The sequence below is a fragment of the Micromonospora sp. NPDC048842 genome (assembly GCF_040649935.1).
In the GTDB taxonomy this organism is placed as follows: domain Bacteria; phylum Actinomycetota; class Actinomycetes; order Mycobacteriales; family Micromonosporaceae; genus Micromonospora; species Micromonospora hortensis.
Map to the genome: position 1 here is coordinate 1 of NZ_JBEZGK010000030.1, position 26,090 is coordinate 26,090.

The window sequence follows — 26,090 nt, forward strand, 5'->3', positions numbered from 1 at the left end:
GGGGCGGGGGGGGGCGGGGCGGCGGGGGGGGGGGGGGGGGGCCGGGGGGGGGGGGGGGGGGGGGGGGGCGGTGAGCGGAACCGGCGGCCGGGAACGGAGGGGTCGGTAGGGTGGTGCGGTGGAAGCGTTTGGGGTGTTGGCTGAGCGGGTTGTCGAGGCTCTACTGGAGTCGCGGCCGGGGGTTGCCACCGCGGCGGGTGACCACCGATTCGACGACCGGCTGCCGGACCTGTCAGTCGACGGGCTGACCGCCGATCGGGCGATGCTCTCCGACGCGGCCAACGCACTGTCCGAACTGGACCCGGACTCGCTCGACGTGGACGAGCAGGTCGACCACGCGCTGCTCACCTCATTCGTGGACCGGGAGCTGTTCGAGCTGACCGAGATCCGCTCGCACGAGTGGGATCCGCTGCGGCACAACCCCGGCCCGCTGCTGCACCCGCTGCTGGCCCGCCCGTACGCCCCCGCAGAAGTGCGGCTGACCCAACTCGCCGGCCGGCTCGCCGCCGTACCGGACGCCCTCGCCACCGCCCGCGCGACGCTGCGGGACATGCCGCGCATCCACGCGGAGACGGCGGTCGGGCAGTTCACCGGCACGGCAGCGCTGATCCGCGACGAGCTGCCGGCGTTGCTCGCCCAGGCGCCGGGCCACCTCGACCGCGTCGAGCCGGCGGCCACCGCCGCGATCGCCGCGCTGGACGAGTTCGTCGCCTGGCTGCGCACCGGCCTGGCCGCCGATGCCGGCCCCGGCCGTGACCCACGACTGGGCCGGCGCCGCTGGGAGGCCCGGCTCTGGCACACCCTCGACACCGAGTTGGGCGCCGCCGAGATCCAGCGTCGCGCCTGGGCCAACCTGGACCGGGTCACCGCGGAGATCCGCGAGGCCGCCGTCGAGCTGGTCGGTGGCCCGGCCGACGACGCGACGGTACGCCGGGCGTTGGACCTGCTCGCCGCCGAGCACCCGAACGACGCGACGATCGTCGAGCTGGCCGGGGTGACTCTGGACGAGGCGACCGACTTCGTCCGCGCACACGACCTGGTCACAGTGGTCGACGACCGGTGTGTGATCCAGGAGATGCCGGAGTTCGCCAGGGGGGTCGCCGTAGCGTACTGCGACGCGCCCGGCCCGCTGGAGACCGCAGTCGTGCCGACTTTCTACTGCATCGCGCCCACCCCGTCGGACTGGTCGGCGCAGCGGGTCGAGTCGTTCTACCGCGAATACAACGACCACATGATCCGCAACCTGACTGTGCACGAGGCGATGCCGGGGCACTTCCTCCAGCTCGCCCACGCCCGCCGCTACGTCGGCGGCACGCGGGTTCGCGCGTTGGCCGAGTCCGGCCCGTTCATCGAGGGCTGGGCGGTCTACGCGGAGGAGGTGATGACGGGGCTCGGCTTCGGTGGTCTGCCGGTGCGGTTGCAGCAGCTCAAGATGCAACTGCGGATGACCATCAACGCGCTGCTCGACCAGTTGGTGCACGCCGAGGACCTGCCCGAGGCCGAGGCGATGGCGTTGATGACCGGGCGCGGCTTCCAGGAGGAGGGCGAGGCGGCCGGCAAGTGGCGGCGCGCCCAACTGACCTCCACCCAGCTCTCCACCTACTTCGTCGGATACAGCGAGGTGGCCGAGATCGGCGCCGCCCGCCCGGACGGGGTGTCGGTCCGCGACTGGCACGACGCGATGCTCGCCCACGACTGCCCGCCCCCGCGCCACCTGCGCACCCTGCTCGGTCTCTGAGGAGAAACGCCGGGCCGCGCGGGTTTCAGCGCCGCCCGGCGGTCACCGTCGCGTCGATGAGCCAGCGAGAGATGGAGTACGCGGGCGGCAGTTGCGCCGGCAGCGCATCCAGGCCGAACCACTGAGCCTCGGTCAGCTCCCGCCCGTCGACCACCGGGTCGGCCTGCGGGTCGGCGGCACGGGCGGTGAAGCCGGCGAGCAGCACCCCCGGGCCGGAGATCGCCCACGGTTGGCTGCCAAAGTAGGCCAGCCCGTCGACGGGCAGCCCGACCTCCTCACCGACCTCCCGGCGTACCGCCGCCTCGAGTGTCTCGCCGGCCTCGACGAAGCCGGCCACCAGCGCCCACAGCCCGGTCGGCCCGGTGGCGTGCCGGACCAGCAGCAGCTCGTCAACGTGTCCGGGCGGACCGGGCCGGGTGATCGCCACCAGTACGGCGGCGGAGAGCTGCATCGGCACGTACAGGCCGCAGTCGGGGCACTGTCGGGCGGTCTCGCTGGGTCGGTCGGTCAGCTCCGCTCGGCAGGCGCCGCACCACCTGTGGGTACGCCGCCAGGTCAGCACCGCCAGCGCGCGGCCGGCGAGCGTGGCGTGCGGCTCCGGCACCTCGGCGGCGAGTGACGCCCAGCCGCGCGCCCGGCCGGCAAGGTCGTTGGCGGTGGTGGTCAGGTCGGCGCCCCAGGCGGGCACTCCGTCGAGCGTGCCCAGCGGCACCCAGTCGGTGTCGGCGGGCAGGTCGGCGACGCGGAGGGGGCGGCCGTCGACGCCGGTCAGCAGCTTCGCGCCGGTCACCGGCAGGGCCAGGTCGCCGGGGCCGGGAGGCCGGCTCCGGTCGGCCCCCGGCAGGAACCCGCCGGGCGGCGTGACGGTTCTGGGCTCGACAGGTGGATCGGTCACGAGCCGCCGGGGCGGCGGTCGACGACGTCGGCGCCGGCGGGCGGTTCGAACGCGCCCTCGTCGACGGCAGCGGAGTAGTTGCTCAGCGCCAGCTCCATCGGCTTGCCGTCGACCGGTCCGGTGAAGCTGCCGAGCACGCCCTCGGTGGTCACGCAGGCGGTGAAGTCGCCGGACGACGAGCTCTCGACCACGACGCAGGCGGCGTGGCGCCCGGCGACTGTGGTGTCACTCTGCTTGATCACCGCCTGTGGGTCGAGCGCTGCGGCGGTGAGCAGCCCGACCACCACTGGCGGCGTGACGAGGCCCTGCTGGTTGGCCTCGCCGAACAGCGTCACCGTGGGCTTGCTGCCCGGGGTGGGCGGGGTGATCAGCGTGCACTGCGGGCGCGCGGCGGTCGTCGTGCACCGGGTGATGGCCTCCGGGGTGACTGTGAGTTGCCCGCCCGGATAGGTGTACGTGGATCGCGCCGGGTCCTGCGCCTGCACGATCGCGGCGCGTTGGCCGCCGGGCAACTGGTAGTCGGCCGAGTAGGTCAACTCCAGTGCCCGATCGAGCCGGGCGGCGAGGTCGTTGACGAGTTCCGAGCGGCCCATGGCGACTCCGGCGTCCTCGAATGTCTGACAGCCGGTGACCGTGAGCGACGCGATGACCGACACGGCGAGCATGCGGAGGGTGGTCGAGGCGGCGGGCATGGCGACCAGCCTGGTGGATCTGGTCCGCGCAGCGCAAACCCGTTGCCGGTTGACGCCCGGAAATCCGGGAATGTCCGTCAACGCGGGGTGACCCGGGTGCGCGGGCGACGCCGTGCCCGTTCGCGTCGCCCGATACGCTGCGTTCAACACCTGCCTCAGCCGCACCGTCGCGGCCCACCCACGGACCGGATCACAACAACGAGGAGCGACTTAGTGGCAACCATCGAGGGAATCGTCGCCCGGGAGATTCTCGACTCGCGGGGCAACCCGACGGTCGAGGTCGAGGTCGGTCTGGACGACGGCACGGTAGCCCGCGCCGCCGTGCCCTCCGGCGCCTCCACCGGCGCCTTCGAGGCGATCGAGCTGCGCGACGGTGACGCCGACCGCTACCAGGGCAAGGGCGTGGAGAAGGCGGTCTCCAACGTCGAAGACAAGATCGTCGACCAGATCATCGGGTACGAGGCCAGCGAGCAGCGGCTGATCGACCAGAAGATGCTCGACATCGACGGCACGGAGAGCAAGTCGGAGCTGGGCGCGAACGCCATCCTCGGGGTCTCCCTGGCGGTGGCGAAGGCCGCTGCCGGCAGCGCCGAGCTGAGCCTCTTCCGCTACCTGGGCGGCCCGAACGCGCACCTCCTGCCCGTGCCGATGATGAACATCCTCAACGGTGGCGCGCACGCCGACTCGAACGTCGACATCCAGGAGTTCATGATCGCGCCGATCGGCGCGCCCACCTTCCGTGAGGCGCTGCGCTCGGGCGCGGAGGTCTACCACGCGCTGAAGTCGGTGCTGAAGAAGAAGGGCCTCTCCACCGGGCTCGGCGACGAGGGTGGCTTCGCGCCGAACCTGCCGACGAACGCGGCGGCCCTGGACCTGATCGCCGAGGCTGTCGAGAAGGCCGGTTACCGGCTCGGCACCGACATCGTGTTCGCGCTCGACGTGGCGGCCACCGAGTTCTTCGACAACGGCACCTACACGTTCGAGGGTGCCGCGAAGTCCGCCGAGGATATGAGCACCTACTACACGAAGCTGGCCGACGAGTACCCGATCGTGTCGATCGAGGACCCGCTGGCCGAGGACGACTGGAGTGGCTGGCAGACGCTGACCGCCTCGATCGGCGACCGGGTGCAGATCGTCGGTGACGACCTGTTCGTGACCAACCCGCAGCGCATCGCCCGCGGCATCGCGGAGAAGTCGGCGAACGCGGTTCTCGTCAAGGTCAACCAGATCGGCTCGCTGACCGAGACCCTGGACGCCGTGGACCTGGCCCACCGGGCCGGCTTCAAGTGCATGATGAGCCACCGCTCCGGCGAGACCGAGGACACCACCATCGCCGACCTGGCGGTGGCCACCGGCTGCGGCCAGATCAAGACCGGCGCCCCGGCCCGCTCGGACCGTGTCGCCAAGTACAACCAGCTGCTCCGGATCGAGGAGGAGCTGGCCGACGCGGCGCGCTACGCCGGCGCTGGCGCGTTCCCGCGCTACCGTTCGGCCTGAGACGCACGAAGCCTCGGGGGAGGGGTGTGACGATGCAGCAGCGCCGCACACCGGGTGGTCAGCGTCCCGCCCGCCGGCCGGGTCAGTCCGGCCGGCCGGGCGGTGGGCGCGCCACGCGGGGATCGGTCCGCGAGGCCGGCGTGCGCGCCGAGCCGCGCGCCGCCGGTCGCGCGCCGGGTGCTGCCCGCGGCGCGGAAGGCGTGCGCTCCGCGAATCGTCCCGCCGCCGCTCGGCGTACCGCTGCCGCTGGTGTCGTGAAGCGGCTCGCCGCACCCCACCCCCGTCGCTTCACCGGCCGGGCCACAGTGCTGTTCGCGGTCCTGATCGCGCTCGCTCTGGCCTACACCTATCCGGTCCGGGTCTACCTGGACCAGCAGGCCGACATCGAGCGGATGGAGGCGGCCCAGGCGGTGCAGGAGCGGGAGATCGCGAAGCTCGCCGCCGAGGCCGCCAACTGGAAAGACGACGAGTACATCAAGACGCAGGCTCGGGAGCGCTTCTTCATGGGCGAGCCGGGCGAGAAGATGATGGTGGTGCTGCACGACCCGGAGGGCGCCGCCCGGGACGCCGGGAAGTCGGCCGGTTCGGCCGCCCCGGCGGGGCCGTCGACCTGGTACGACACCCTCTGGTCGAGCGTGCGGGCGGCGGACAGCCAGCAGCCGGGCCAGTGATCCACCGACCAGCACACCAGGAGAGATGGGCACCGTGACTGTCGTACCACCGTCGGAGCCGGCGGCGGATTCCGTTCCCCTGCCGCAGCGCGAGCCGGCTACCGAGGCCGACCTGGCCGCGGTGGCCGCGCAGCTCGGCCGGACGCCCCGGGGCACCCGGGCGGTGGCCCACCGGTGCCCGTGTGGCCTTCCCGACGTGGTGGAGACGACTCCCCGCCTCGCCGACGGCACCCCGTTCCCGACGCTCTACTACCTGACCTGCCCCCGGGCCACAGCGGCGTGCAGCCGACTGGAGTCGGCGGGGCTGATGAAGGAGATGGCGGACCGGCTGACGACGGATCCGGAGTTGGCCGCCCACTACCGTGCCGCGCACGAGGACTACCTCACCCGCCGGGAGGCGATCGGCGAGGTGCCGGAGATCGCCGGCATCTCGGCCGGTGGAATGCCGGGCCGGGTGAAGTGCCTGCACGTGCACCTGGGCCACGCGCTGGGCGCGGGCCCCGGGGTGAACCCGTTCGGCGACGAGACGTTGGGCCTGGTCGAGCCCTGGTGGTCGGCGGGGCCGTGCGTGGACGTGCCGGCGGCCGAATGAGCACGCCGGCCGGGTCCGAGGCACCCGAGAGTCAGATTCTCGTACGGCGGGCCCGCACCGGGGACGTCCGGGGCATCCGACGGCTCGTCGACACCTACACCAATGACCGGCGGCTGTTGAGCAAGGCGACAGTCACCCTCTACGAGCAGGTGCAGGAGTTCCGGGTGGCGGCCCGCCCCGCCGACGGCGCGGTGGTGGGTTGCGGCGCGCTGCACGTCATGTGGGAGGACCTGGCCGAGATCCGCACGGTGGCGGTGGACCCGTCCTGCCGGGGCCAGCGCATCGGTCACCGGCTGGTTGGTGAACTGATCGACGCGGCCCGGGAGTTGGGCGTGGCGCGGATCTTCGTGCTCACCTTCGAGACCCGGTTCTTCGCCTCGTTCGGTTTCCGCGAGATCGACGGCGCGCCGGTGCCGCAGCCGGTCTACGAGCAGCTGCTGCGCTCGTACGACGAGGGTGTCGCGGAGTTCCTGGACCTGGAGCGGGTCAAGCCGAACACGCTCGGCAACAGCCGGATGCTGCTGCGCCTGTAGGTCAGGCCTTGCGGGGGTGGGCGGCGAAGAACTCCCACATCAGGTCGGTGGCGGACAGCCCCGCGGAGGAGGCGGCGAGTTGGCCCCTTGTCGCTCCCGGCCAACTGTGGCCCATGTCGGCGATCGTGTAGACGCTGACCTCGCTGCCGTCCGCGCACCCCGCCACCGTGTGCGTCACACCCGGCACCCTGGACGCCTTCGGGCTCGGCCGGCAGTTGAGCCGCTGCTGCCAGGTCCGCATGCCGGCCTGGAAGCTCGAGGCGTAGCGGTCCTGGCCGCCGATGAAGGTGATCACGGAGACCGGGCTCTTCGGCACGTAACTGTCGGCGGTGGTCAAGTTTCCGCTGTAGCCACCGCTGACCACCCCGATCGCTGCGAACGTGCCAGTGCTCTCCACCGCTGCCCGGAAGCTCATGTCGCCGCCGTTCGAGATGCCGGTGAGGAACACCCGGTTCGGGTCCGCGTGCCAGGTCTGCACCAGATGGTCGGTGAGGGCGTTGAGGAAGCCGACGTCGTCCTCGCTGCCGCAGCAGATCAGCGCGTTGAAGCCGCCGCCCTGCCCGTTGGGGTAGGCGACCAGCACGTTGTCCTTGTCGGCCTTGGCGTCCAGGCCCGCCAGCTCCCGCATCGAGGTTCCGAGGCCGGGATAGAAGTGCAGCGCGATGACCAGCGCGGAGGATCTGCCCGGGTCGTAGCCCGGTGGCGCGTGCAAGAGGTAAGTGCGGTCGAGTCCGTTGTGGTGGAGGGTGAGCTGGTGGTCACCGGCCGCCGGCCGTTCGCTCGACGCGGACGGTTTGGCCGGTGGGGCCGACGAGGGTTGCCCCCGCTCACCACAAGCTGCGGCAACGACCATGAGGCAGAGCCCCGTCAACACCGCCACTGTTCGCCGCACGCCGGCCACCCCCCGTCGACCCCGCGGTCCACACTGGAGATCATTCAGCGGCGAATCAACCCTTTCGGTCCTGGGCGAAGGCAGGCAGGCTGTTGCCATGCTTCGCCTCCAGCTCGGGTCGGCCGACCTGTGCCGTGTGCGGTTCGCCGATCGGCTGCATCCGGTCGGGATCGCGCTGCTGGCTGGTCAGTGGCTGCGCGATCCCACTGTCGCGGCGATGGCGCCGACCCTGGCCGAGCGGGTGGCGGCGGCCGAGGGCACGGCTGCCGCCCAGGCGGCCACAGCGGTCCTCCGGCATCTGCTGCCCGACCGTGGACGTCTGCCGGACTTCGTCACTCCCTTCGACGGCCTGGAGTCGGTGGAGGCCGGGCTGGAGGCGATCCTGGCGACTCCGGCGCGGCGGGTCCGCGCCGAGGTCACCCTGGCGTACGCGGACACGTCGGCCAGCCCGCTGCGGCGGCGGTTCGCGGCGGCCGACCCGGAGGTGCTGGACCTGTTCGGCGGGGCTGTGCGGACCTGGTTCGACGCGGTGCTCGAACCGCACTGGGCCGAGCTGGTGTCCGCGTACCGTCAGCAGGTGGCGTCTGCCAGCCAGCGGCTGGCGCAGCATGGCCTGGCCAGCCTCTTCGCCGGTCTGCACCCGGGGATCCGGTGGCGGGAGCCGGTGCTGGAGATACGGACGTGGTGGGACGGCGATCTGCCCGGCACCGGCCACGGGATCATCCTGCTGCCCTCCCCGTTGGCCGGGCCGCGGCCCCGGGTGCTTGTCGAGCAGGGTTACCCGATCCTGCTCGTCTACCCGGTGGTCATGCCCGCGCGAGGCGCTCCCGCCGACGACGATGCCCTCGGTCGGCTGCTCGGCGTCACCCGGGCGCTGGTGCTGCGCCGACTGGCGACCGACGGCGGGTTGACCACCACCCTGTTGTCCCGGGCCTCCGGGGTCAGTCTCTCCTCGGCCTCGGAGCACGCCACCGCCCTGCGGGCCGCCGGTCTGGTGGCCAGTGAGCGGGAGGGCGGGGCCGTCCGACATCGGCTGACCGTGCTCGGCGCGGAGCTGTTGGGTGCCGGTCGTCCTGTTGAGCGTGATGCCCCTGAGTCATCTTGATGCCTGTTAGTCATCGGGCTCAGTAGGGCGACCGGGCCCGCCAGGCTGGCTGCTGCCTGCTCGGCCCACCAGGCGGGCACCGCCGGTGCGCTGTCGTAGGGTGGCGGGGTGACGACGCGTGTGGCGGCCATCGACTGCGGGACCAACTCGATCCGGCTGCTGGTCGCCGACCTGCCCGACGCCTCGGCCGGGCCGCAGGCGCCGCTGGTCGACCTGACCCGGCGGATGGAGATCGTCCGGTTGGGGCAAGGTGTGGACCGCACCGGCCGACTGGCGCCGGAGGCGATCGAGCGGACCAGGGTGGCGTTGGCGTCGTACGCCGCAGACATTGAGAAGCTGGGCGCGCAGCGGGTGCGGATGTGTGCCACCTCGGCCTCCCGCGATGCCGCAAACGCCGCCGACTTCACCGAGATGGTGCGGGCCACCCTCGGTGTCGCGCCCGAGGTGGTCAGCGGCGACGAGGAGGCCCGGCTGTCGTTCACCGGCGCGGTGCGCGGGCTGCCAGCCGACGCGAAGGAGCCGTTCCTGGTCGTCGACATCGGTGGTGGTTCCACCGAGTTCGTGGTCGGTGACCGGGCAGCCGGGGTGCGGTCGGCGATCTCGGTGGACATCGGCTGCGTCCGGATGACCGAGCGGCACCTGCCCGGTGACCCACCGACGGCCGAGCAGGTCGCGGCAGCGCAGGCCGACATCGCCGCGGTGGTGGACCGGGCGCTCGCCGTGGTGCCCGGTCGCGAGGCGGCCACCCTGGTCGGCCTCGCCGGGTCGGTCACCACTGTGGTCGCCCTCGCGCAGGGCCTGCGGGAGTACGACCCGGGGCGCATCCACCACGCCCGGGTGTCGTACGAGGAGGTCGCCCGGGTGACAGCCGAGCTGCTGGGTCAGACCCGTGCGCAGCGGTTGTCGAACCCGGTGATGCACCCGGGCCGCGCCGACGTGATCGGCGCTGGTGCGCTGGTGCTTCGCGTGATCATGGAGCGGGCCGGGATGCCGTCGGTGGTCGCCTCGGAGCACGACATCCTCGACGGCATCGCCTGGAGTCTCCAGCCGGCCACGGCGCGCTAGCGAGAGCGCTTGATCAACTCGCCTTCATTGAAACCGCGGTGTCCGAGCGCCTCGGATGCCCCGACTTCCTGAAAACCGAGTCGATCTCGGCCGATCCCGGCCCGGGTGGGCTTCGCTTCAGTCCGTCGGCAGGTCAGGCCGGTGCTGCCGGATCCACTCTTCGACGTCGGTGCGCCGCCAGATCTGGCCCATCCGCAACACCTGATGTGGGGCCGGGAAATCGCGCCGGGACGCAACTACGGAAGCCCGGGCGCGGGACACTCCGCCGAGCATGTCTCGTATTTCAGCGATCCCCACGAACTCGCCCATGGGTTGACGGTAGGTAGCGTCGATTGTTCGACGACCGTTAACAGCGATCGAGGTTGACGATCGGCAACGGCGGTAGCACGATAGGGGGATGTCGGCGTCGAACGTTCCCCCAGCTCATGAGCGCCAGCGTCGGGCGGTACGGCCGCATCTGCCCATGCGGCCGCTGTGGCTGTGCCGGGTGTGTGCTGCCCCTTGGCCCTGCCAGCCCGCGCGACTGTTGCTGGTGTTGGAGTATCGACGGGACCGGGTTGGTCTGAGCATCTACATGGCTGGCCTGCTTCTCGAGGCCACCAAAGATCTGATCAAGCTCAATCCGAACCCCGCCCTGTCCCCGGCCGACCTGTTCGCCAGGTTCGTGGGCTGGACCGCCAAGGGGCGTGCTCACGATTCGATCGGCTCGGAACGCCTGGAATGGCCCTCGCGGGGCGAGTGATCAACTCGTCTTCATCGTCATCGGGATTTTCGGGCAGCCCTGCTGTCCCGACTTTCTGAGAACGAATCGATCGCCGTCCCCGTGCCCCGTGCCAAGATCCGAGCAACTTCCCTGGTGTTGCGGCCTGCGGAGCGCGGGAGGCAGCAACATCCCTGATGTTGCGCTGATTTCTCTCGTTGATCTCGCCGCACGCCCCTTGATCGCGCTCGATCGTTGAAATAGTGGCATCCTCGAACGCCGAGGCCACTGCATCCTGGATCGAGCACGATCAAGGCGTGTCCATGCCCCGTACTTCGCGCCCGTTGCCCCTGCTCGCGCCCGGCCCGGGCGTGTCGGACCGATCCGTTGACGCTACTTCGCAATACGCAGTAGTGTGCAATGCGTGGACACCACACAGTTGTTGAAGGGCGTGCTCGATCTGGCCGTCCTGGCCGTGCTCCGAGAGGAGGACGGTTACGGTTACGACATTCTGCGCCGGCTGCGCGAGGCCGGCCTGGAGGAGGTCGGTGACGCCTCTGTCTACGGGACGCTGCGCCGCCTCTTCGCCGCCGGCCTGCTCACCACCTACGTCGTGCCGAGCGAATCCGGGCCGCACCGCAAGTACTACTCACTCAACGTCGCGGGGCGCGACCAGCTGACCCGCTCCGGCAAGCTCTGGCGCTCGTTCGCCACCACAATGGACAGTCTGCTCGACGATCGGGGGATGGCGGCATGACCGTCGCGGAGCAGGAGATCACCGACTATGTGGCGCGGGTCCGGGCCGCTCTGGCCGACCTGCCCCCCGGGCAACGCGACGAGTTGACCGAGGATCTCGCCGACCACCTCACCGAGGTAGCCGCCGAGGCCGAGGGCACCCTGGTCGAGCGGTTGGGCGAGCCCGAGACGTACGCCGCCGAGCTGCGCGCCGCAGCCGGCGCCGCGCCGGGCAGCGGGCGCAACCTCGACCAGCGGGTGGCGAGCGCGATGGCCCGGGTCCGCGGCCGGCTGCGCACCATGGACACCCGTCTCGGCCCACCCCTGGGGTACGAGACGGCCAGCGACTTCCTCCGGCTGCTGCGCCCGGCCTGGTGGGTGCTGCGCGGCTATCTGGCGGCGATGCTGGTCACGGTGATCAGCACCGGTGGCGACTTCGGGCTGCTGCCGAGGCTCGGCGGCGAGCTACTTGCCGGCCTGATCATGCTGATCGGCTTCGTGCTCGCCTCCATCTGGATCGGTCGCCGTTCGGCCCAGCTGACCCGTTGGCCGCGCTCGGCCGTTCAGGTCGCCAGCGCGGTGCTTGTGGTCTTCGCGCTCGCCGGGCTGGTCGACGCGGAGAACGCGCGCGACAACGACTACTACTACGACCAGACTTCGGTTGACAGCCAGTACGGCCACATCCGGGACGTCTTCGTCTACGACGGGGAGGGCCGGCTGGTGGAGAACGCCCGGCTCTTCGACCAGAACGGCAATCCGATCCGGCTCGGCTACCACCCGGACTGCCCGAGCCCGCTCGACGTCTATGGCCAGCCGTTGCTGCGGCCGTACCCGTACTGCCCGGATCAGGCTCCCTTTGGGCCTCGTGGCCCGGGAGTGCCTCTCCTGCCGACGCCACCCACGACCACGCCCGACCCGAGCAGCACCTCCGGCTTGACCGGAACGCCGACGCCGACGCCAACTGCCACCGGTCAGTCCACGGCGGGCCCGAGCGCCACACCGAGCGGCACACCGACCCCCACCCCGACCGGCTGAACGGGGTGTGAACTGGATCATGCGGGTGCGGCTGGGAAATAGCTGAACGGACGAGGCGAGCGGGACGGCACCGGAAATCAATGATCGTTACGGTGTCGTCTGCTCATCAACCCCTCGGAAGGAACCCCCGTGCCAGAGCAGGTCGCACCGCCCACCGCGCCCGACGCCGCAACCCCTGAGCCGGCCGTCGAGACGCCGCAGGCGGCCGTGCCGCAGCAGGCCAAGCCGGAGTCGGCCACCGAGGCGCCGCAAGCGGCCGCGTCGGAGTCGGCCACCGAGACGCCGCAGGCGGCCGCGCCGCAGCAGGCCGAGTCGCAGCCGGCCACCGAGACGCAGCCGGCGGCCGAGCCGAAGGCGGAGAAGTCCGGTGCGAAGAAGGCCATCGGCATCGTCGGTGCGATCGTCGTCGTCCTCGTCATCGCCGGCCTGAAGTTCGGCGTCGCCTCGGCGATCGGCAACTACTTCAACAAGGACGAGACGGCAGCCGCCAAGACCGGCGACTGCATCGCCGAGCTGCCCGAGGTCACCGGCACCGAGCAGGAGGAGGTCGACGGCGCCAAGGTCGTCGAGTGCACCTCCACCGACGCGGCGTACAACGTGGTCGGTCGGGTGGACGGCCAGACCGAGGCGCAGGCCAAGGCCGACACCACCTGCACCCAGTTCTTCAAGGAGGGCCAGGAGGGGTACATCTTCTCCAGCATCGAGCCGGGCAAGACGGGCTACGTGCTCTGCCTCACCAAGAAGGTCTGACCACAGCGGTTAGCTCGGCATCGACGGCGGCGGGAGCAGACCCCGCCGCCGTCGGCGTACCCGGAGTCACCGGGGGGCGAACAGGAGGTGAATGCCACTGTTCCGGCGTCTTCCCGACGGCCGCGTGGCGTGGCAGGCTACCGGCACGTAGGACCACTGGGCGACCAGCCAACGATGACTGACCGCTAGGAGGACGGCCCATGGGCGAAATGGTGAGCTACCGCAGCAACGGGGGCACGAGCGAGGGGTATCTCGCGATACCCGCCAGCGGCACGGCCAGCCCCGCCGTCATCGTCATCCAGGAATGGTGGGGTCTGGTCCCGCACATCCGGTCGGTGGCGGACCGGTTCGCCGAGGCCGGCTTCGTCGCCCTCGCCCCGGACTTCTACCACGGTGAGACGACCAGCGAGCCGGACGAGGCACAGCGGCTCCTGCTGGCGATGAGGATGGACGAGGCGGCGAAGGACATCGCCGGAGCGGCCGACTATCTCGCCGGTCGGCCCGAGGTCACCGGTAAGGTCGGTGCCGTGGGCTTCTGCGCCGGTGGCAGCCTGGCCCTCTGGTCGGCCACCATCTCCGAGCGGATCGTCGCGACCGCCGGCTTCTATCCCGTGCTGCCCTGGGAGTCGATGCGCCCCGACTGGGCCGACTACGCCGGCAAGGCAGCGGTCATCCACTGCTCCGAAGAGGACGGCACCTCGGCCACCGACGGCGTACAGACCGCCCGGCGAGCCATCGAGGAGGCCGGCGGCGACTGCCACCTCTACGACTACCCGGGCACCTCGCACGCGTTCTTCAACGACGACCGGCCGGAGGCGTTCGACCAGCGCGCCGCCGCCAGCGCCTGGGCCCGCACCCTGGAACTCTTCCGGGCCAAGCTTGGCTGAGACGCGTACCCCCGCACAGGTGGTCGCCCGCGCAGCGCGGGCGGCCGACCTGGCCGACCTCGACGCGGCGGTGAGCGACTGTTTCGCCTGCCCGCGGCTGGTCCAATGGCGGGAGGAGGTCGCCCGCACCCGCCGGGCCGCCTTCCGCGACCAGGAGTACTGGGGTCGGCCGGTGCCGGGCCTCGGCACCGGTGACGCCCGGATCGCCGTCCTCGGGCTGGCGCCCGCCGCACACGGTGGCAACCGCACCGGCCGGATCTTCACCGGTGACCGGTCGGGTGACGTGTTGTTCGCCGCGCTGCACCGGGCCGGGCTGGCCAACCAGCCGACCAGCGTCGCCGCCGACGACGGGCTCACACTGCGCGACCTGCGGATCTTCTCGGCCGTCCGTTGTGCGCCTCCGGACAACAAGCCGACCCCACTGGAACGGGACACCTGCGCACCCTGGCTGCACCGCGAGGTCACGTTGATCCGGCCCACGCTGCGGGTCGTGGTCGCGCTGGGCGCGTTCGCCTGGGCGGCGTGGTGGCCGGTGCTCCGCGCCGTGTACGGGCAGCGCCCGCCCAGCCCGCGACCGGCGTTCGGTCATGGGGCACACTGGTCCGGCACGAACGCCCCGGACTTGCTCGGCTGCTACCACGTCAGTCAGCAGAACACCTTCACCGGGCGGTTGACACCAGGGATGTTGGACGACGTCTTCGGCCAGGCTAAACAGCTGGCCGGAGTGGACTGAGACGACGCGTGGGGTGGTGGCGATGACAGACGGAACACGCCCGCCCACACCGGTACCGTCCGCCGAGCCGGGTGTGCTGCGGCCGGTGCTCGGCCTGCTCCGCCGGTGGTGGCCGGTCGGCGCGGTCGCCGCCCTGCTGGCCGGTGCCGCGCTGGCGTCCGCTCACTCGTCGATAGGGGCCAGTCGCATCCCGCCGGCCGCGGACAACGTTCCCTGGGTTCCCGAGTACCCGACCGTCGAGCCGTCGCCGTCCATCCCGATCGAGCCACGCGACGCCGGCGAGGCCACCCAGGCGCACATCCCGCAGTGGGTCGGCACTGTGGCGGTGGTCCTGCTCGGGCTGGCCATCCTCGCCGCGCTCGGCTACCTCAGCTGGGTCCTGATCCGGGGAGCGCTGCGCCGTACCACCCGGGCACTACCCGCGCAGCGGGCCCGCCGTACCGCCGAGGGCACCGCCCGCGAGGTGGTAGCCGCCCTCGACGCCGGCCTGGTGGAACTCGACGACCAGGACACCGACCCCCGGGTGGCGGTGATCGCCTGCTGGGTGCGCCTGGAGGAGACAGCCGCCGCGGCCGGTGTGCCGAGGCTCGCCGGAGACACCCCGACCGACCTGGTCAGCCGACTGTTGCAGGGTGACCCTGCCGCGGGCGTGCCGGCCATCGCCAGCACCGACGTGCTGGCCGAGTTCGCGCACGTCTACCGGGAGGCCCGGTACGCCACCCACCCGGTCGGCGAACGCACCCGGGACCAGGCCCGTGCCGCGCTCGTCCGGCTGCGCGGAGAGCTCACCGCGGTGGTGACCTCATGAGCAGCACCAGCATCGACGATCTGCTCGCGTTCGAGGAGGAGGCCGCGCCGGCCGGTCCGCAGGCGCGCCCGTCCCGATGGCGTCCGGTGCTGCGTTCGCTCGCGTGGGCCGCCGCCGTGGTAGCTGTCCTGCTGGTCGGCCTCCGCGCTGTGGGCCTCCAGGTCTCGCTGCCCGTACTGATCGCCGGGGTGCTCGCCGTGCTGGCGGTCCGCCGGGTCACCGCCCTGCTGGCGCCGCCACCCCCGCCGCCGCCGGCTCGCCAGGCCGGCGCGGGCGAAGAGGACGGCAGCTACAACTGGGACGCCCGGGACGCGCTGCGTGGCGCGATCAACCAGTGGGAACGCCCCCTGGACTGGTCCTCGAACCGAACCGAACGTTTCACCGAGGTGGTCCTACCCCGGATCGGTGAACTGGCCGACGAGCGGATGCGGCTGAAACACGGCGTCACCCGTGAGTCGGATCCCGCCCGCGCTCGCGTCCTGCTGGGCGACCGCCTGTGGACGTTCCTGGAGACCCCGCCTCGCCGCACCCCGTCGCCGCGCGACCTCGCGGTGATCGTCGCCGAACTGGAGAGCATCTGATGAACGACGTGGACCGGAGCATTGCCCCCGCCGAGGTCGGGCACCTGGCTCGGGCGGTCCTGGACGCGGTCGGCACCGTCGTGGTCGGCAAACGGGACGCGTTGGAGCTGGTCCTCGCCGGCATCCTCGCGGGCGGGCACGTGCTCCTGGAGGACCTGCCAGGGCTCGGTAAGACACTGACCGCCCGCTCGTTCGCCCAGGCCCTCGGGTTGGACTTCCGTCGGTTGCAGTTCACTCCCGACCTGCTCCCCGCCGACGTCACCGGCTCCTTCCTGTACGACCAGCGCAACGGCGACTTCACCTTCCGGGCCGGCCCGGTCTTCACCAACCTGCTCCTCGCCGACGAGATCAACCGGACGCCGCCGAAGACCCAGTCCGCGCTGCTGGAGGCGATGCAGGAGAAGCAGGTGTCGGTCGAGGGTGTGACCTACAAGCTCGACGAGCCGTTCCACGTGCTGGCCACCGCCAACCCCATCGAGTACGAGGGCACCTACCCGCTGCCGGAGGCGCAGCTGGACCGGTTCCTGCTGCGGGTCTCGTTCGGTTACCCGCAGCACGAAGAGGAGTGGGAGGTGCTGCGCCGTCGGATGAGCCGGCGCCGGGAGGAGGCGGACATCAAGGCGGTGGTCGACGCGGCGACGCTGCGGGCCATGCAGGCCGCCCTGGAGGACGTGGTGGTGGAGGACTCCATCGGCCGCTACATCGTGTCGCTCACCGCGGCCACCCGGGAGCACCCGTCGGTGTTGGTCGGCGCCTCACCTCGTGGTTCGCTGGCGCTGCTGCTGCTGGCCCGGGTCCGCGCGGTGTTCGGCGGCCGGGACTACGTGGTGCCGGAGGACGTCAAGTCGGTGGCGGCGCCCGCCCTGGCCCACCGGATCACCCTGCGCCCGGAGATGTGGTTGCGCCGTGTCGACCCGGCGTTCGTGGTGGGCGAGGTGCTGGAGGCGACTCCCGCCCCGGCCAGTGGCGCGCTGCCCAGCTACGCCGCCGGCGGGCCCCGGCACTGATGACCGGACCGACAGTGTCGACGGCCACCGAAGCGGAACCGGCTGCCGGCTGGGCGCCCACCCCGGCGCTCGGCCGCGCGGTGCTGCTCGCCGGCCTGCTGCTGGTGGCCGGGGTGCTGCTGGGCCGGGTGGACCTCATCGTGCTCGCCGCTCCGTTCGCCTTGGGCACCGCGTACGCGCTGCGTCGACGGCCCACGTCGCTGCCCCAGGTGTGGATCACCCAGGGTGACGGTGGGCCGCTGGTCGAGGGCGGTGACGTGGCGGCGGCGGTGAGCGTCGGAAACCCGGACACTGTCGACTACGACCTGGTGGTGATGCGTACCCGCGTGTCGCCGTGGCTGCGGATCGACCGGGCCGGCTTCGCCCGTGACGGGGCCGTCGACGACGGGGAGCCGAGCGCCACGGCGGAAACCGGTGCGACGGCACAGGGCAACGGCGGGCGCCGATCCGTCGCGGACCGGCCGTTCGTGACGTCGGTGCCGATCGGCGCCGCCGTGGACCTGGAGCTGGCCGGCAAGGCAGTGCGCTGGGGCCGGCACCCGGTCGGCCCCGCCGGCGCCCGAGTCGCCACCGCCGGTGGTCTGCTGGTCTCCCGGGCGGTGATCATCGAGCCGGAACGGGTGCGGGTGTACCCCCGTACCGAGCCGTTCGAGGCGGTCGAGGCGATGCCCCGCGCAGCCGGCCTGGTCGGGGCGCACCACTCTCGTCGCCCGGGAGAGGGCGGCGAGCTTGCCGGCGTACGCGTCTTCGCCCCCGGGGACCGGCTGCGCCGGATCGACTGGCGCGTCTCGTTGCGGGCCCGGCAGCTGCACGTGGCCGCCACCCTCTCCGACCGGGACGCGGAGGTGGTGGTGCTGCTCGACGTGCTCGCCGAGGCGGGCCGCTCCGGTGGGGTGGGCGGCGCCGCCTCGGTGCTGGACACCACAGTCCGGGCCACCGCCGCGATCGCCGAGCACTATCTGCACCGTGGTGATCGGGTCTCACTGCTGGAGTACGGGCCGGCTGCCCGCCGGCTCCGGCCGGCCGCCGGACGGCGGCAGTACCTGACCGTCCTGGAGTGGTTGCTCGACGTCCGGGTCCACGCGTCCGCGCACGAACCGTACGACCAGGTCTTCGGCCCGCAGTTGCTCTCCTCGGACGCGTTGGTGGTGGTGCTCACCCCGCTGCTCGACGAACGGTCGGCGCAGATGCTCGCCCGGTTGGCCCGCGGTGGGCGGTTCGTGGTGGCTGTCGACACGCTGCCGACCGACCTGGCGTCGCCGAAGGACCGGGGTTGGGCCGAGGTGGCGTACCGGCTGTGGCGCCTGGATCGGGAGATCATGATCGGGCAGCTCCGGGAGCACGGCGTGCCGGTGGTGCGCTGGGCGGGTGCCGGCAGCCTGGACCAGGTGTTGCGGGACGTGGCCCGGTTGGCGACCGCCCCAAGGGTGGGTGGCCGGTGAGCGCGAGGAGTGAGCTTGCGAGCCCCGCAGTCGCGAACGGAGGGCGGGTGCGGTGAACGCTTTCGCGGAGCGGGTTCGGGCGGCGCAGTACGCCGTCGCTCGCGTCAGCGTGGCCCCGCTGCTGGTCCGGGCCGGGATCTTCGTCATCGTGTTTGCCGGGTTCGCCCTGGCGTTTCCCTCGGAGGTGCTTTCCGGGCGGCCGATCTTCTTCCTGGCGGTGGCCGCCCTGTTGCCCGCAATCGGGCCGCGCAAGGTCTGGACGACCTTCACGGCGTTGGTCACTGTCGGCGGCTGGCTGCTCGCCACCGACGGGTACGGCCGTCCGGTCACCCTCTGGCGGCTGCTCGCCGTCGCGGCCCTGCTCTACCTGGGTCACACCCTCTGCGCGCTTGCCGCCCTGTTGCCGTATGACGCGATGGTGGACCCCGAGTTGATCACCCGGTGGTTGGTGCGGTCGGCCGCCGTGCTGTTGGGTTCCGCAGTGCTCGGCGTGCTGTTGTTGCAGGCGACGGGGACGGGTGGCGGTGCCGGATACCAGTGGGTGACAGTGCTGGGGCTGCTGGTGGCGGTGGGGACGGCAGTGTTGCTGGGCTGGCTGCTGCGGCGTCGGTGACCGTTGTGACTTGAGGGTTACGCAGGTCACATGGGTTGTGCTCCGTCACAGATGGGGGGCGCGAGCGGGATTACCTGAGCCGGCCGGGGAAAGATAGACAACGTGAATCCGAAGCGGATCCTTGTGGTTGGTGCCGGGCACGTCGGTCTGTACGCGGCCCTGCGCCTGTCGAAGAAGCTCAGCTCCCGTGAGGCTGAGGTCATGGTGGTTGACCCCCAACCCCACATGACCTATCAGCCGTTCCTGCCGGAGGCGGCGGCGGGCAACATCTCCCCGCGGCATTCCGTGGTGCCGCTGCGTCGGGAATTGCGCCGGTGCAAGATGGTGGCCGGCACGGTCACGCGGATCGAGCACGACCGCAAGGTGGCCACCGTGCAGCCGATCAGCGGCCCGGCCCGGGAGATCACCTACGACCACGTGATCGTGGCCCCGGGTTCGGTCTCCCGCACCCTGCCGATCCCCGGTCTGCACGAGCAGGGCATCGGGTTCAAGACCATCGGCGAGGCGATCTACCTGCGCAACCACGTGCTGGATCGGCTCGACGTGGCGGCCGCCACGCCGGATCCGGACGTCCGCCGTTCGGCGCTGACCTTCACCTTCGTCGGCGGTGGGTACGCCGGCATCGAGGCGCTCGCCGAGATGGAGGACATGGCTCGCGACGCCCTGCGTTACTACCCGGAGCTCAAGCAGGACGAGGTCCGCTGGGTGCTCGTCGAGGCCACCCAGCGGGTGCTGCCCGAGGTCGACCGGGACATGGGCGCCTACACCGTGCAGCAGCTGATGAAGCGCAACATGGACATCCGGCTGGACACCCGACTCGAGTCCTGCGTCGACGGGGTGGTCAAGCTCTCCGACGGTGACAGCTTCCGCTCGGACACGATCGTCTGGACGGCCGGCGTGAAGCCGTCGCCGATGCTGGACTCGACCGACTTCCCGCGTGACGACCGTCGTCGGATCACCTGCCTGCCCACGCTCCAGGTGGTCGACGGTGACCAGGTGCTCGAGGGTGCCTGGAGCGCGGGCGACTGCGCCGCAGTGCCGGACCTGACCAAGGAACCGGGCAACTTCTGCTCGCCGAGCGCTCAGCACGCGGTGCGCCAGGCCGCCCGGATGGCCGACAACATCACGGCCGTGATCCGGGGTCGCGAGCCGGTTAACTACAAGCACAAGCACGTCGGCAGCGTGGCGAGCCTCGGCCTGCACAAGGGCGTGGCCCAGGTGTACGGCATCAAGATGACCGGTTGGCCGGCGTGGGTCATGCACCGGACGTACCACATGAGCCGGATCCCGTCGTTCAACCGCAAGGTCCGCGTGGTGGTGGACTGGTCGTTGGCGTTCTTCCTCAAGCGCGAGGTGGTCGCCCTGGGCCAGCTGCACGACCCGCGCGAGGAGTTCGTCGAGGCCTCCCAGCCGGTCGGCGCGCCCCGCGTCTGACCACAGACCGACGCTGACCCCGTCGATCTTGCACTTCCGGATGCTGTTATGCGCCTTCTGGTGCGTCTTGTCCGGACAGAAAATGCAAGATCGGCGGGGTTTCTGGTTGGTCTAGACCTTCCACGTCCAGGCGTCGGCGATGCGGGTGGGTGGGCCGTAGAGCTGTTCCAGGGTGGCGCGCAGGCTCTCCGCGTGGGGGGCGTCATCGGTGAGCGCCACGCAGGAGGCGTCCCAGAAGTCGGCGTCGCGGGCGGCCTGTCGGCGCTGCTCGTCGCCGATGGCCGGCTGGTCGCCGCGGCGGGCGACATCCGCCAGTAGCGCGGAGGTGGGCTGCTTGAACGTGCCCATCGCCGCGCTGCCACCCCTCCCGTACGGGCCGATGAAGAAGCCTTCCGGCAGCCCGAAGCCGGCGTCGGCGGCGGTCGCCCAGCGCATCGGCCAGGGCTCCTTCGGGGTGGGCAGTGGCACCGGGACCAGCACCCCGCCCGGCGGTACGCACTGCCGCCAGTGGCCGCCGGCGATGAACTCCGGCACGGCGGGTCGCCCGGCGGTCGGCAGTGGGGTCGGGAAGATCGGCAGCAGCGCCACGCCGACGGCCAGGGGCACCAGCCGCCGCGCCCGACCGGAGCTGCGCACTGCCCTGTCGACAGCGAGCGCCAGCAGCGTCGCGACGATCGGCAGCAACGCCAGCGCGAACCGCATCGGCAACGCCCCGTCCACCACCGGCAGCCCTCCGATCACTGCGTACGGGCCGGGGATCGCCGTCCTGGTGCCGCCGAGCACCACCTCCGGGCCGAGCGAGAGCGCCCCCATCACCAGGCCCGCCATCACGCAGGCGAAGACCAGCCGGCGTCGCCCGGCCCAGATCGCGCAGACCGCGGCGACCAGCAGCAGTGGCCAGCCGAGGAACGTGTTGTACTCGGCGGGGCCGGTGGTCAGCCGGGCGGATGCGTCGCTGCCGGCCACCGACAGTGGGGAGAGCGCCCACCAACTGCTCAGGTCGGCGGAGAAGTAGGCCGGGGTGAACATCCCGTCGGCGACTCCCTGCGGCCCGGCGAACTGGAACCACAGCGGATAGCCGAGCACCAGCAGGGCGAGCCCGGCGGCGATCGCCAACCCGCCGACGAACCCGGGGAGCGCCCGACGGGCCAGGTCCCGGTCCGCCACGGCGTAGCTGATCGCCATCACCAGCAGCGTGATCGCGGCGAGGAAGAGCACCTCCTCGCCGATGAAGACCTGCGCGCTGACCGCGCCGGCCAGCCCCGCCGCGGAGGTGAACAGGCGACGACGGTCCGGCCCGGTGGCTCGGGTACGGCCGGCCTCGTCGGGGATACCGGGCCCCGGGTCGGCCGCCCGCAACAGCCGGACCACCAGCCAGACGATCACCGGCACCAGCCACTGGGCGGTCATGTGCAGATGGCTGTTTGTCTGCGACACCATGCCGGGTCCGAATCCGCACAGCCCGCCGCCGAGGGCGGCGGCCACCCGGCGGACGCGCAGCGTCCGGTGGAACAGCAGGTACCAGGCGAGTGCGGTGCCGGCGAGGTTGCCGGCGGCGATCAGCGCGAAGGTGACAGGTGCGCCCAGTAGCAGGGTGACCGGCGCGAAGAGGACGCCGAGGGCGATCACGGTGGTGTTGGCCATCAGGTTCACACCGTCGGGAGCGTTGAGCCGGTCGGTGAGCAGGTCGAAGTCGCCGAGCAGCGCGCGGGCGTCCACCGCCAGGAACCACTCGTAGAGGGTCTGGTCCTCCGGGTTGAGCGCCAGGATGCGGCCGCCCGGGTCGGGCCACAGCCCGTTGGTGAGCCAGCCGGCCAGCACCGCGAAGAGCAGAGCGGCCAGCAGGTCCGCCCGGTGGCGGCGGACGCCGGCCAGCAGCCGGGTGGCCCGGGGTCGGCGGTTGACCTGATCGGCGAGGCGGAATGCCTGCTCAGGGGCGGCGTCGGGGGCCGTGGGGGCTGCGCTGCTCACGGCATCGACCCTAATGTGGCCGGGCCGGCGGGGTACGCCGGGTCGCCGCAGACCGGCTACGGTGACATTGCACCAGGCGTGTCGGCGCGCCGGTGCCACTCGCCCGGGTGGTGGAAAGGCAGACACGGCCGCCTTAAAAGCGGCTGCCGAAAGGCGTGCGGGTTCGACCCCCGCCCCGGGCACCGGTCGACTCACACATTCTCATTCGTGATCTCCAGGACTTGGCTCTGCCGTTTACTCTTGGAGGGCACGTTCACGTGCAAACGACCCCCTGAGGGAGGCCAGACAGTGAAGACCTCGAACCCGGTGCTCGCCCGGCTCGGCCAAGCGGCCGAGCGGGAGCGCTCCGCCGGGTACGCCCCGGCCGGGCCGTACGGACAGCCCGGCATTCCCCAGCAGTACCCGTCCCAGGCCGGTTACCCGGCCGCGCCGCCGACCGTGGCGCCGATGACCGTCGACGACGTTGTCGTCAAGACGGTCGCTCTGCTCGGCATCCTCGGCATCACCGCCGCGGCAGCCTGGGTGCTCGTGCCCGACGCGCTGGTCGGTACCGCGTGGATCGGCGCGGCGGTGGTCGGCCTGGTCCTCGGCTTGATCATTTCGTTCTCCCGGATGGCCAACCCGGCGCTCGTGATCGCGTACGCGGTCGTCGAGGGTGTCTTCGTCGGCATGGTCAGCAAGGCGTTCGAGACCCGTTACGACGGCATCGTGCTCCAGGCCGCCGTGGCCAGCTTCGGCATCTTCTTCCTGATGGCGATGCTCTACCGGGCGAAGGTCATCCGGGCCACCCCGGCCTTCGTCAAGGGCATGATCGCGGTGATGGTCGGCCTGTTCGCGGTCATGATGATCAACCTGGTGCTCGCGCTGTTCGGCGTCAACACCGGCCTGCGCGACGGCAGCCCGCTCGCCATCGGCTTCAGCCTGGTCTGCATCGTGGTCGCCTCGCTGAGCTTCGTGCTCAGCTTCAAGGAGATCGAGGACGGCGTCCGGATGGGCCTGCCGCAGCGCTACTCCTGGGTGGCCGCGTTCGGCATCCTGGTCAGCCTGGTCTGGCTCTACATCGAGATCCTGCGCCTGCTGAGCTACTTCCAGGGCGACGACTGACCTCGTCCGCACTGCCGACCGGCGCCCGTCCCCACTCCGGTGGGGGCGGGCGCCGTCGTCCGCGCCGTTTGCCCGCCACCGCCGGTCCGCCCGGGGCAGAGTGACTTCGGGGGGTACGCGGGCGAAGGAGGCGGCGGTGCGCAGCAACAACCCGGTGCTCAACCGGCTGGACGAGACCGGCCGGGTGGAGGCCCGGGTGCTCGGCGCCCGTGACGTCGAGCCGATGACAGTCGACGACGTGGTGGTCCGTACCGTCGGGTTGCTGCTGGTGACAGGCGTGGCCGCGGCGGTGTCCTGGGCGGTGATCCCCGACGCGGTGTGGCTGGGCGCCGCGTTGGCCGGCAGCGCGCTCGCCTCGATCGCGTTGGTCCTGGTCATCTCGTTGCGAGCGATCACCAACCCGGTGCCGATCGTCGGCTACGCGATCCTCCAGGGCCTGCTGCTGGGGGTGGCGAGCCGCACCTTCGAGCAGGTCTATCCGGGCATCGTGGTGCAGGCGGTGGCCGGCACCTTCGGCGTCTTCCTCGGCATGGCGGCGCTCTACCGGGCCCGGGTGATCCGGGCGACGCCCCGCCTGGCCCGCCTGGTGATCGGCACCCTGCTCGGCATCGCCGTGCTCAGCGTGGTCAACCTGGTGTCGTACCTGATCACCGGGCGGTCGGGTCTGGCGGTCTACAGCGTCAGTGGGGAGGTCGGCTGGCTGCCGTATGCCTTCTCGGTGGTGGCCATCATCGCGGGGGCGTTCAGCTTCATCCTCGACTTCGATCTCGTCGAGCGTTCGGTCCGCGACGGCCGAGCCCGTCGGTACGCGTGGCTGAGCGCGTTCGGCCTGCTCACCGGGTTGGTCTTTCTCTACTGGCAGCTGCTGCGGCTGCTCAGTTATCTGCGCCGCTGACCGGCCCGACCCGGCGTGGTCGGTGCCGGCCGTAGACTCGGCGGCGATGAGCGCAGCGGAGTTGGACAAGGCCGTGCAGTTGCTGGTCCGTCAGATCGCGCACTGGCAGCAGCCCCGGTGGGCGGCGGTCGCGACCACCGGCAACGTGTCCCGCGCCGACCTGGTGCACCGCCTGGTGCAGGAGGTCGCCAACCTGGCCGCCGACGCCGAGGGGGAGCCCCGTCGGGTGGTGCCCCGGCTCGACAACGACCTGGCCCTACCCGATCAGTTGCGGGTCGTCGCGGCGGACCTGCTGGCCGCCGACCCGGGGGCCGAGGCGCTGGCCCGGGTCGCCGCCGAGGTGACGGCGACCCGCAGCGCGCTCTGAGAGCAGCTCGGCTCAGCTGAGCCGTTCCAGCACCATGGCCATGCCCTGGCCACCGCCCACGCACATGGTCTCCAGACCGATGGTCTTGTCGTGCCACTCCAGCGCGTTGAGCAGGGTGCCGGTGATCCGGGCGCCGGTCATGCCGAACGGGTGGCCGACCGCGATGGCCCCGCCCATCACGTTCAGCTTCTCCTCCGGGATGCCCAGCTCGCGGTAGGAGGGGATGACCTGCGCGGCGAACGCCTCGTTGATCTCGACGAGGTCGACGTCGTCGATGGTCATGCCGGCCCGGCGCAGCGCCTGCCGGGACGCCTCGACCGGCCCGAGACCCATGATCTCCGGCGACAGGGCTGTCACACCGGTCGAGACGATCCGGGCCAGCGGGGTGAGCCCGAGTTCCTCGGCCCGCTGGGCGCTCATCACCACGACGGCGGCGGCGCCGTCGTTGAGCGGACAGCAGTTGCCGGCGGTGATCCGACCGTCCGGGCGGAACACCGGCTTCAGGCCGGCGACCGCGTCGAGGGTGACGCCGGCCCGGGGCCCGTCGTCGGTGCTCACCACGGTGCCGTCCGGCGTGGTGACCGGGGTGATCTCCCGGGCCCAGAAACCGTCGGCGATGGCCTTCTCGGCGAGGTTCTGGCTGCGTACGCCGAACTCGTCCATGTCGGCGCGGGTGACGTCGTACACCTGGGCCAGGTTCTCCGCGGTCTGTCCCATGGTCAGGTAGATGTCCGGCAGCTCGCCGGCCTCGCGCGGGTCGGACCACACCTCGGCGCCGCCCTGCGCGCGGCGCTTCGAGCGCTCACCGGCCGGCCCGAAGCGGGGGTTCTCCCAGCCGCCGCCGACCAGGGCCTGTGCCTCGGGCGGCAGCCCGTCGGAGCTGCCCCGGGCGTAGCGGGAGACCATCTCCACCCCGGCGGAGACGAACACGTCGCCCTCGCCGGCCCGGATCGCGTGCATCGCCATCCGGGTGGTCTGCAACGAGGAGGCGCAGTAGCGGGTCAGCGTGGCGCCGGGGACAGTGTCCAGACCGAGGAGGGTGGACACCACGCGGGCCATGTTGAAGCCCTGCTCGCCGCCGGGCAGGCCGCACCCGAGGTAGAGGTCGTCGATAGTGGTCGGATCGAGCGCGGGGACCTTGTCCAGCGCGGCCCGGACGATGGTCGCGGCGAGGTCGTCGGAGCGGACGTCGCGCAGGGACCCCTTGTGCGCCCGGCCGATGGGGGAGCGGGCGGTGGCGACGATGACGGCGTCGCGGGACGACTCAATCGGCATGGACCAACGTTAACCCGCCGGTAACATGGCGCGGAAGAAGCCGGCGCGGCGGGAAATGTCACCCTGGCCGGGA

Annotated in this window: 28 protein-coding genes and 1 tRNA gene; 23 read left to right on the top strand and 6 right to left on the bottom strand. The window is 71.6% G+C overall.

The genetic code is table 11. From position 1 onward, the window contains the following. The first annotated feature begins 118 nt into the window (after positions 1 to 118). Complete coding sequence (locus AB0C19_RS29065; protein ID WP_357190435.1) at positions 119 to 1,738, top strand: DUF885 domain-containing protein; 1,620 nt, start codon at positions 119 to 121, stop codon at positions 1,736 to 1,738. Between the two features lie 25 nt (positions 1,739 to 1,763). Here AB0C19_RS29065 and nudC read toward each other — a convergent pair whose 3' ends face one another. Both nudC and AB0C19_RS29075 read right to left on the bottom strand, forming a co-directional pair. Further along, the gene (gene nudC / locus AB0C19_RS29070) at positions 1,764 to 2,633 is read right to left on the bottom strand and encodes an NAD(+) diphosphatase (RefSeq protein ID WP_357190437.1); all 870 of its coding nucleotides are present in this window, start codon (positions 2,631 to 2,633) and stop codon (positions 1,764 to 1,766) included. After that, positions 2,630 to 3,325, bottom strand: a complete 696-nt coding sequence (locus AB0C19_RS29075; protein WP_357190439.1) for a hypothetical protein — start codon at positions 3,323 to 3,325, stop codon at positions 2,630 to 2,632. Before AB0C19_RS29075 ends, nudC begins: the two co-directional genes overlap by 4 nt. Positions 3,326 to 3,538: 213 nt before the next feature. Between AB0C19_RS29075 and eno the strand changes: the two genes are divergently transcribed. The 4 genes from eno to AB0C19_RS29095 are packed head-to-tail and all read left to right on the top strand — an operon-like array spanning position 3,539 to position 6,618. After that, entirely contained in the window at positions 3,539 to 4,822 is a 1,284-nt protein-coding gene (eno, locus tag AB0C19_RS29080) for a phosphopyruvate hydratase (RefSeq protein ID WP_238683158.1), read from the top strand. A gap of 32 nt (positions 4,823 to 4,854) precedes the next feature. Beyond that, complete coding sequence (locus AB0C19_RS29085) at positions 4,855 to 5,493, top strand: septum formation initiator family protein (RefSeq protein ID WP_357190441.1); 639 nt, start codon at positions 4,855 to 4,857, stop codon at positions 5,491 to 5,493. 34 nt (positions 5,494 to 5,527) lie between these two features. Continuing rightward, positions 5,528 to 6,085 (top strand): DUF501 domain-containing protein, encoded by a 558-nt coding sequence (locus AB0C19_RS29090; RefSeq protein ID WP_091397196.1) that lies wholly within the window; start codon positions 5,528 to 5,530, stop codon positions 6,083 to 6,085. Continuing rightward, complete coding sequence (locus tag AB0C19_RS29095) at positions 6,082 to 6,618, top strand: amino-acid N-acetyltransferase (protein WP_357190443.1); 537 nt, start codon at positions 6,082 to 6,084, stop codon at positions 6,616 to 6,618. Before AB0C19_RS29090 ends, AB0C19_RS29095 begins: the two co-directional genes overlap by 4 nt. Position 6,619: 1 nt before the next feature. Here the strand turns inward: AB0C19_RS29095 and AB0C19_RS29100 are convergent, their stop codons facing one another. Next, on the bottom strand, positions 6,620 to 7,330 hold the full coding sequence (locus AB0C19_RS29100; protein WP_357190444.1) for a PHB depolymerase family esterase: 711 nt from the start codon (positions 7,328 to 7,330) through the stop codon (positions 6,620 to 6,622). A 277-nt stretch (positions 7,331 to 7,607) separates the two neighbouring features. Here AB0C19_RS29100 and AB0C19_RS29105 point away from each other — a divergent pair, with 277 nt between their 5' ends. Both AB0C19_RS29105 and AB0C19_RS29110 read left to right on the top strand, forming a co-directional pair. Beyond that, positions 7,608 to 8,615, top strand: coding sequence for a helix-turn-helix transcriptional regulator (locus AB0C19_RS29105; RefSeq protein WP_357190446.1), 1,008 nt, complete (start codon positions 7,608 to 7,610; stop codon positions 8,613 to 8,615). Between the two features lie 120 nt (positions 8,616 to 8,735). Beyond that, the gene (locus tag AB0C19_RS29110) at positions 8,736 to 9,680 is read left to right on the top strand and encodes a Ppx/GppA phosphatase family protein (RefSeq protein WP_357190538.1); all 945 of its coding nucleotides are present in this window, start codon (positions 8,736 to 8,738) and stop codon (positions 9,678 to 9,680) included. A gap of 117 nt (positions 9,681 to 9,797) precedes the next feature. On the opposite strand, the gene AB0C19_RS29115 is transcribed toward AB0C19_RS29110, so the two are convergent. Then, complete coding sequence (locus tag AB0C19_RS29115; protein WP_357190448.1) at positions 9,798 to 9,989, bottom strand: hypothetical protein; 192 nt, start codon at positions 9,987 to 9,989, stop codon at positions 9,798 to 9,800. Positions 9,990 to 10,077: 88 nt separating this feature from the next. On the opposite strand from AB0C19_RS29115, the gene AB0C19_RS29120 reads away from it, so the two are divergent. The 12 genes from AB0C19_RS29120 to AB0C19_RS29175 all read left to right on the top strand — a co-directional run bounded on the left by AB0C19_RS29120 (position 10,078) and on the right by AB0C19_RS29175 (position 20,405). Beyond that, complete coding sequence (locus AB0C19_RS29120) at positions 10,078 to 10,422, top strand: hypothetical protein (protein ID WP_357190450.1); 345 nt, start codon at positions 10,078 to 10,080, stop codon at positions 10,420 to 10,422. Between the two features lie 382 nt (positions 10,423 to 10,804). Continuing rightward, a complete protein-coding gene (locus AB0C19_RS29125; protein WP_238683163.1) occupies positions 10,805 to 11,137 on the top strand; it encodes a PadR family transcriptional regulator in 333 nt (110 codons plus the stop codon). After that, complete coding sequence (locus tag AB0C19_RS29130; RefSeq protein WP_357190452.1) at positions 11,134 to 12,150, top strand: hypothetical protein; 1,017 nt, start codon at positions 11,134 to 11,136, stop codon at positions 12,148 to 12,150. Before AB0C19_RS29125 ends, AB0C19_RS29130 begins: the two co-directional genes overlap by 4 nt. A gap of 129 nt (positions 12,151 to 12,279) precedes the next feature. Beyond that, positions 12,280 to 12,900, top strand: coding sequence for a hypothetical protein (locus AB0C19_RS29135; RefSeq protein WP_357190454.1), 621 nt, complete (start codon positions 12,280 to 12,282; stop codon positions 12,898 to 12,900). Between the two features lie 200 nt (positions 12,901 to 13,100). Beyond that, complete coding sequence (locus AB0C19_RS29140) at positions 13,101 to 13,787, top strand: dienelactone hydrolase family protein (RefSeq protein WP_328650945.1); 687 nt, start codon at positions 13,101 to 13,103, stop codon at positions 13,785 to 13,787. Between the two features lie 19 nt (positions 13,788 to 13,806). Further along, positions 13,807 to 14,520 (top strand): uracil-DNA glycosylase, encoded by a 714-nt coding sequence (locus AB0C19_RS29145; protein WP_357190456.1) that lies wholly within the window; start codon positions 13,807 to 13,809, stop codon positions 14,518 to 14,520. Between the two features lie 22 nt (positions 14,521 to 14,542). Continuing rightward, the gene (locus tag AB0C19_RS29150) at positions 14,543 to 15,328 is read left to right on the top strand and encodes a DUF4129 domain-containing protein (protein WP_357190458.1); all 786 of its coding nucleotides are present in this window, start codon (positions 14,543 to 14,545) and stop codon (positions 15,326 to 15,328) included. Beyond that, on the top strand, positions 15,325 to 15,909 hold the full coding sequence (locus AB0C19_RS29155; RefSeq protein ID WP_357190460.1) for a hypothetical protein: 585 nt from the start codon (positions 15,325 to 15,327) through the stop codon (positions 15,907 to 15,909). Before AB0C19_RS29150 ends, AB0C19_RS29155 begins: the two co-directional genes overlap by 4 nt. Beyond that, on the top strand, positions 15,909 to 16,916 hold the full coding sequence (locus AB0C19_RS29160; protein ID WP_091394243.1) for a MoxR family ATPase: 1,008 nt from the start codon (positions 15,909 to 15,911) through the stop codon (positions 16,914 to 16,916). The genes AB0C19_RS29155 and AB0C19_RS29160 overlap by 1 nt, the downstream gene beginning before the upstream one ends. Beyond that, positions 16,916 to 18,358: a DUF58 domain-containing protein gene (locus AB0C19_RS29165; protein ID WP_357190462.1), complete on the top strand. Its 1,443-nt coding sequence runs from the start codon at positions 16,916 to 16,918 to the stop codon at positions 18,356 to 18,358. Before AB0C19_RS29160 ends, AB0C19_RS29165 begins: the two co-directional genes overlap by 1 nt. Positions 18,359 to 18,410: 52 nt before the next feature. Further along, on the top strand, positions 18,411 to 18,971 hold the full coding sequence (locus AB0C19_RS29170; protein WP_357190464.1) for a hypothetical protein: 561 nt from the start codon (positions 18,411 to 18,413) through the stop codon (positions 18,969 to 18,971). Positions 18,972 to 19,073: 102 nt separating this feature from the next. Next, entirely contained in the window at positions 19,074 to 20,405 is a 1,332-nt protein-coding gene (locus AB0C19_RS29175) for an NAD(P)/FAD-dependent oxidoreductase (protein WP_091394234.1), read from the top strand. 111 nt (positions 20,406 to 20,516) lie between these two features. Here the strand turns inward: AB0C19_RS29175 and AB0C19_RS29180 are convergent, their stop codons facing one another. After that, positions 20,517 to 22,376 carry a hypothetical protein gene (locus AB0C19_RS29180; RefSeq protein WP_357190466.1) on the bottom strand — a complete coding sequence of 620 codons (1,860 nt, stop codon included), beginning with the start codon at positions 22,374 to 22,376 and terminating at the stop codon, positions 20,517 to 20,519. Between the two features lie 101 nt (positions 22,377 to 22,477). On the opposite strand from AB0C19_RS29180, the gene AB0C19_RS29185 reads away from it, so the two are divergent. From AB0C19_RS29185 to AB0C19_RS29200, 4 genes are all read left to right on the top strand, one after another. Then, positions 22,478 to 22,558: transfer RNA gene (locus AB0C19_RS29185), tRNA-Leu, on the top strand. A gap of 106 nt (positions 22,559 to 22,664) precedes the next feature. Further along, complete coding sequence (locus AB0C19_RS29190; protein WP_357190468.1) at positions 22,665 to 23,480, top strand: Bax inhibitor-1/YccA family protein; 816 nt, start codon at positions 22,665 to 22,667, stop codon at positions 23,478 to 23,480. A gap of 136 nt (positions 23,481 to 23,616) precedes the next feature. After that, a complete protein-coding gene (locus AB0C19_RS29195; RefSeq protein WP_357190470.1) occupies positions 23,617 to 24,375 on the top strand; it encodes a Bax inhibitor-1/YccA family protein in 759 nt (252 codons plus the stop codon). Between the two features lie 46 nt (positions 24,376 to 24,421). Beyond that, positions 24,422 to 24,742 carry a hypothetical protein gene (locus AB0C19_RS29200; protein ID WP_357190472.1) on the top strand — a complete coding sequence of 107 codons (321 nt, stop codon included), beginning with the start codon at positions 24,422 to 24,424 and terminating at the stop codon, positions 24,740 to 24,742. A gap of 12 nt (positions 24,743 to 24,754) precedes the next feature. Here AB0C19_RS29200 and AB0C19_RS29205 read toward each other — a convergent pair whose 3' ends face one another. After that, positions 24,755 to 26,017: an acetyl-CoA C-acetyltransferase gene (locus AB0C19_RS29205; RefSeq protein ID WP_357190474.1), complete on the bottom strand. Its 1,263-nt coding sequence runs from the start codon at positions 26,015 to 26,017 to the stop codon at positions 24,755 to 24,757. Positions 26,018 to 26,090 lie beyond the last annotated feature (73 nt).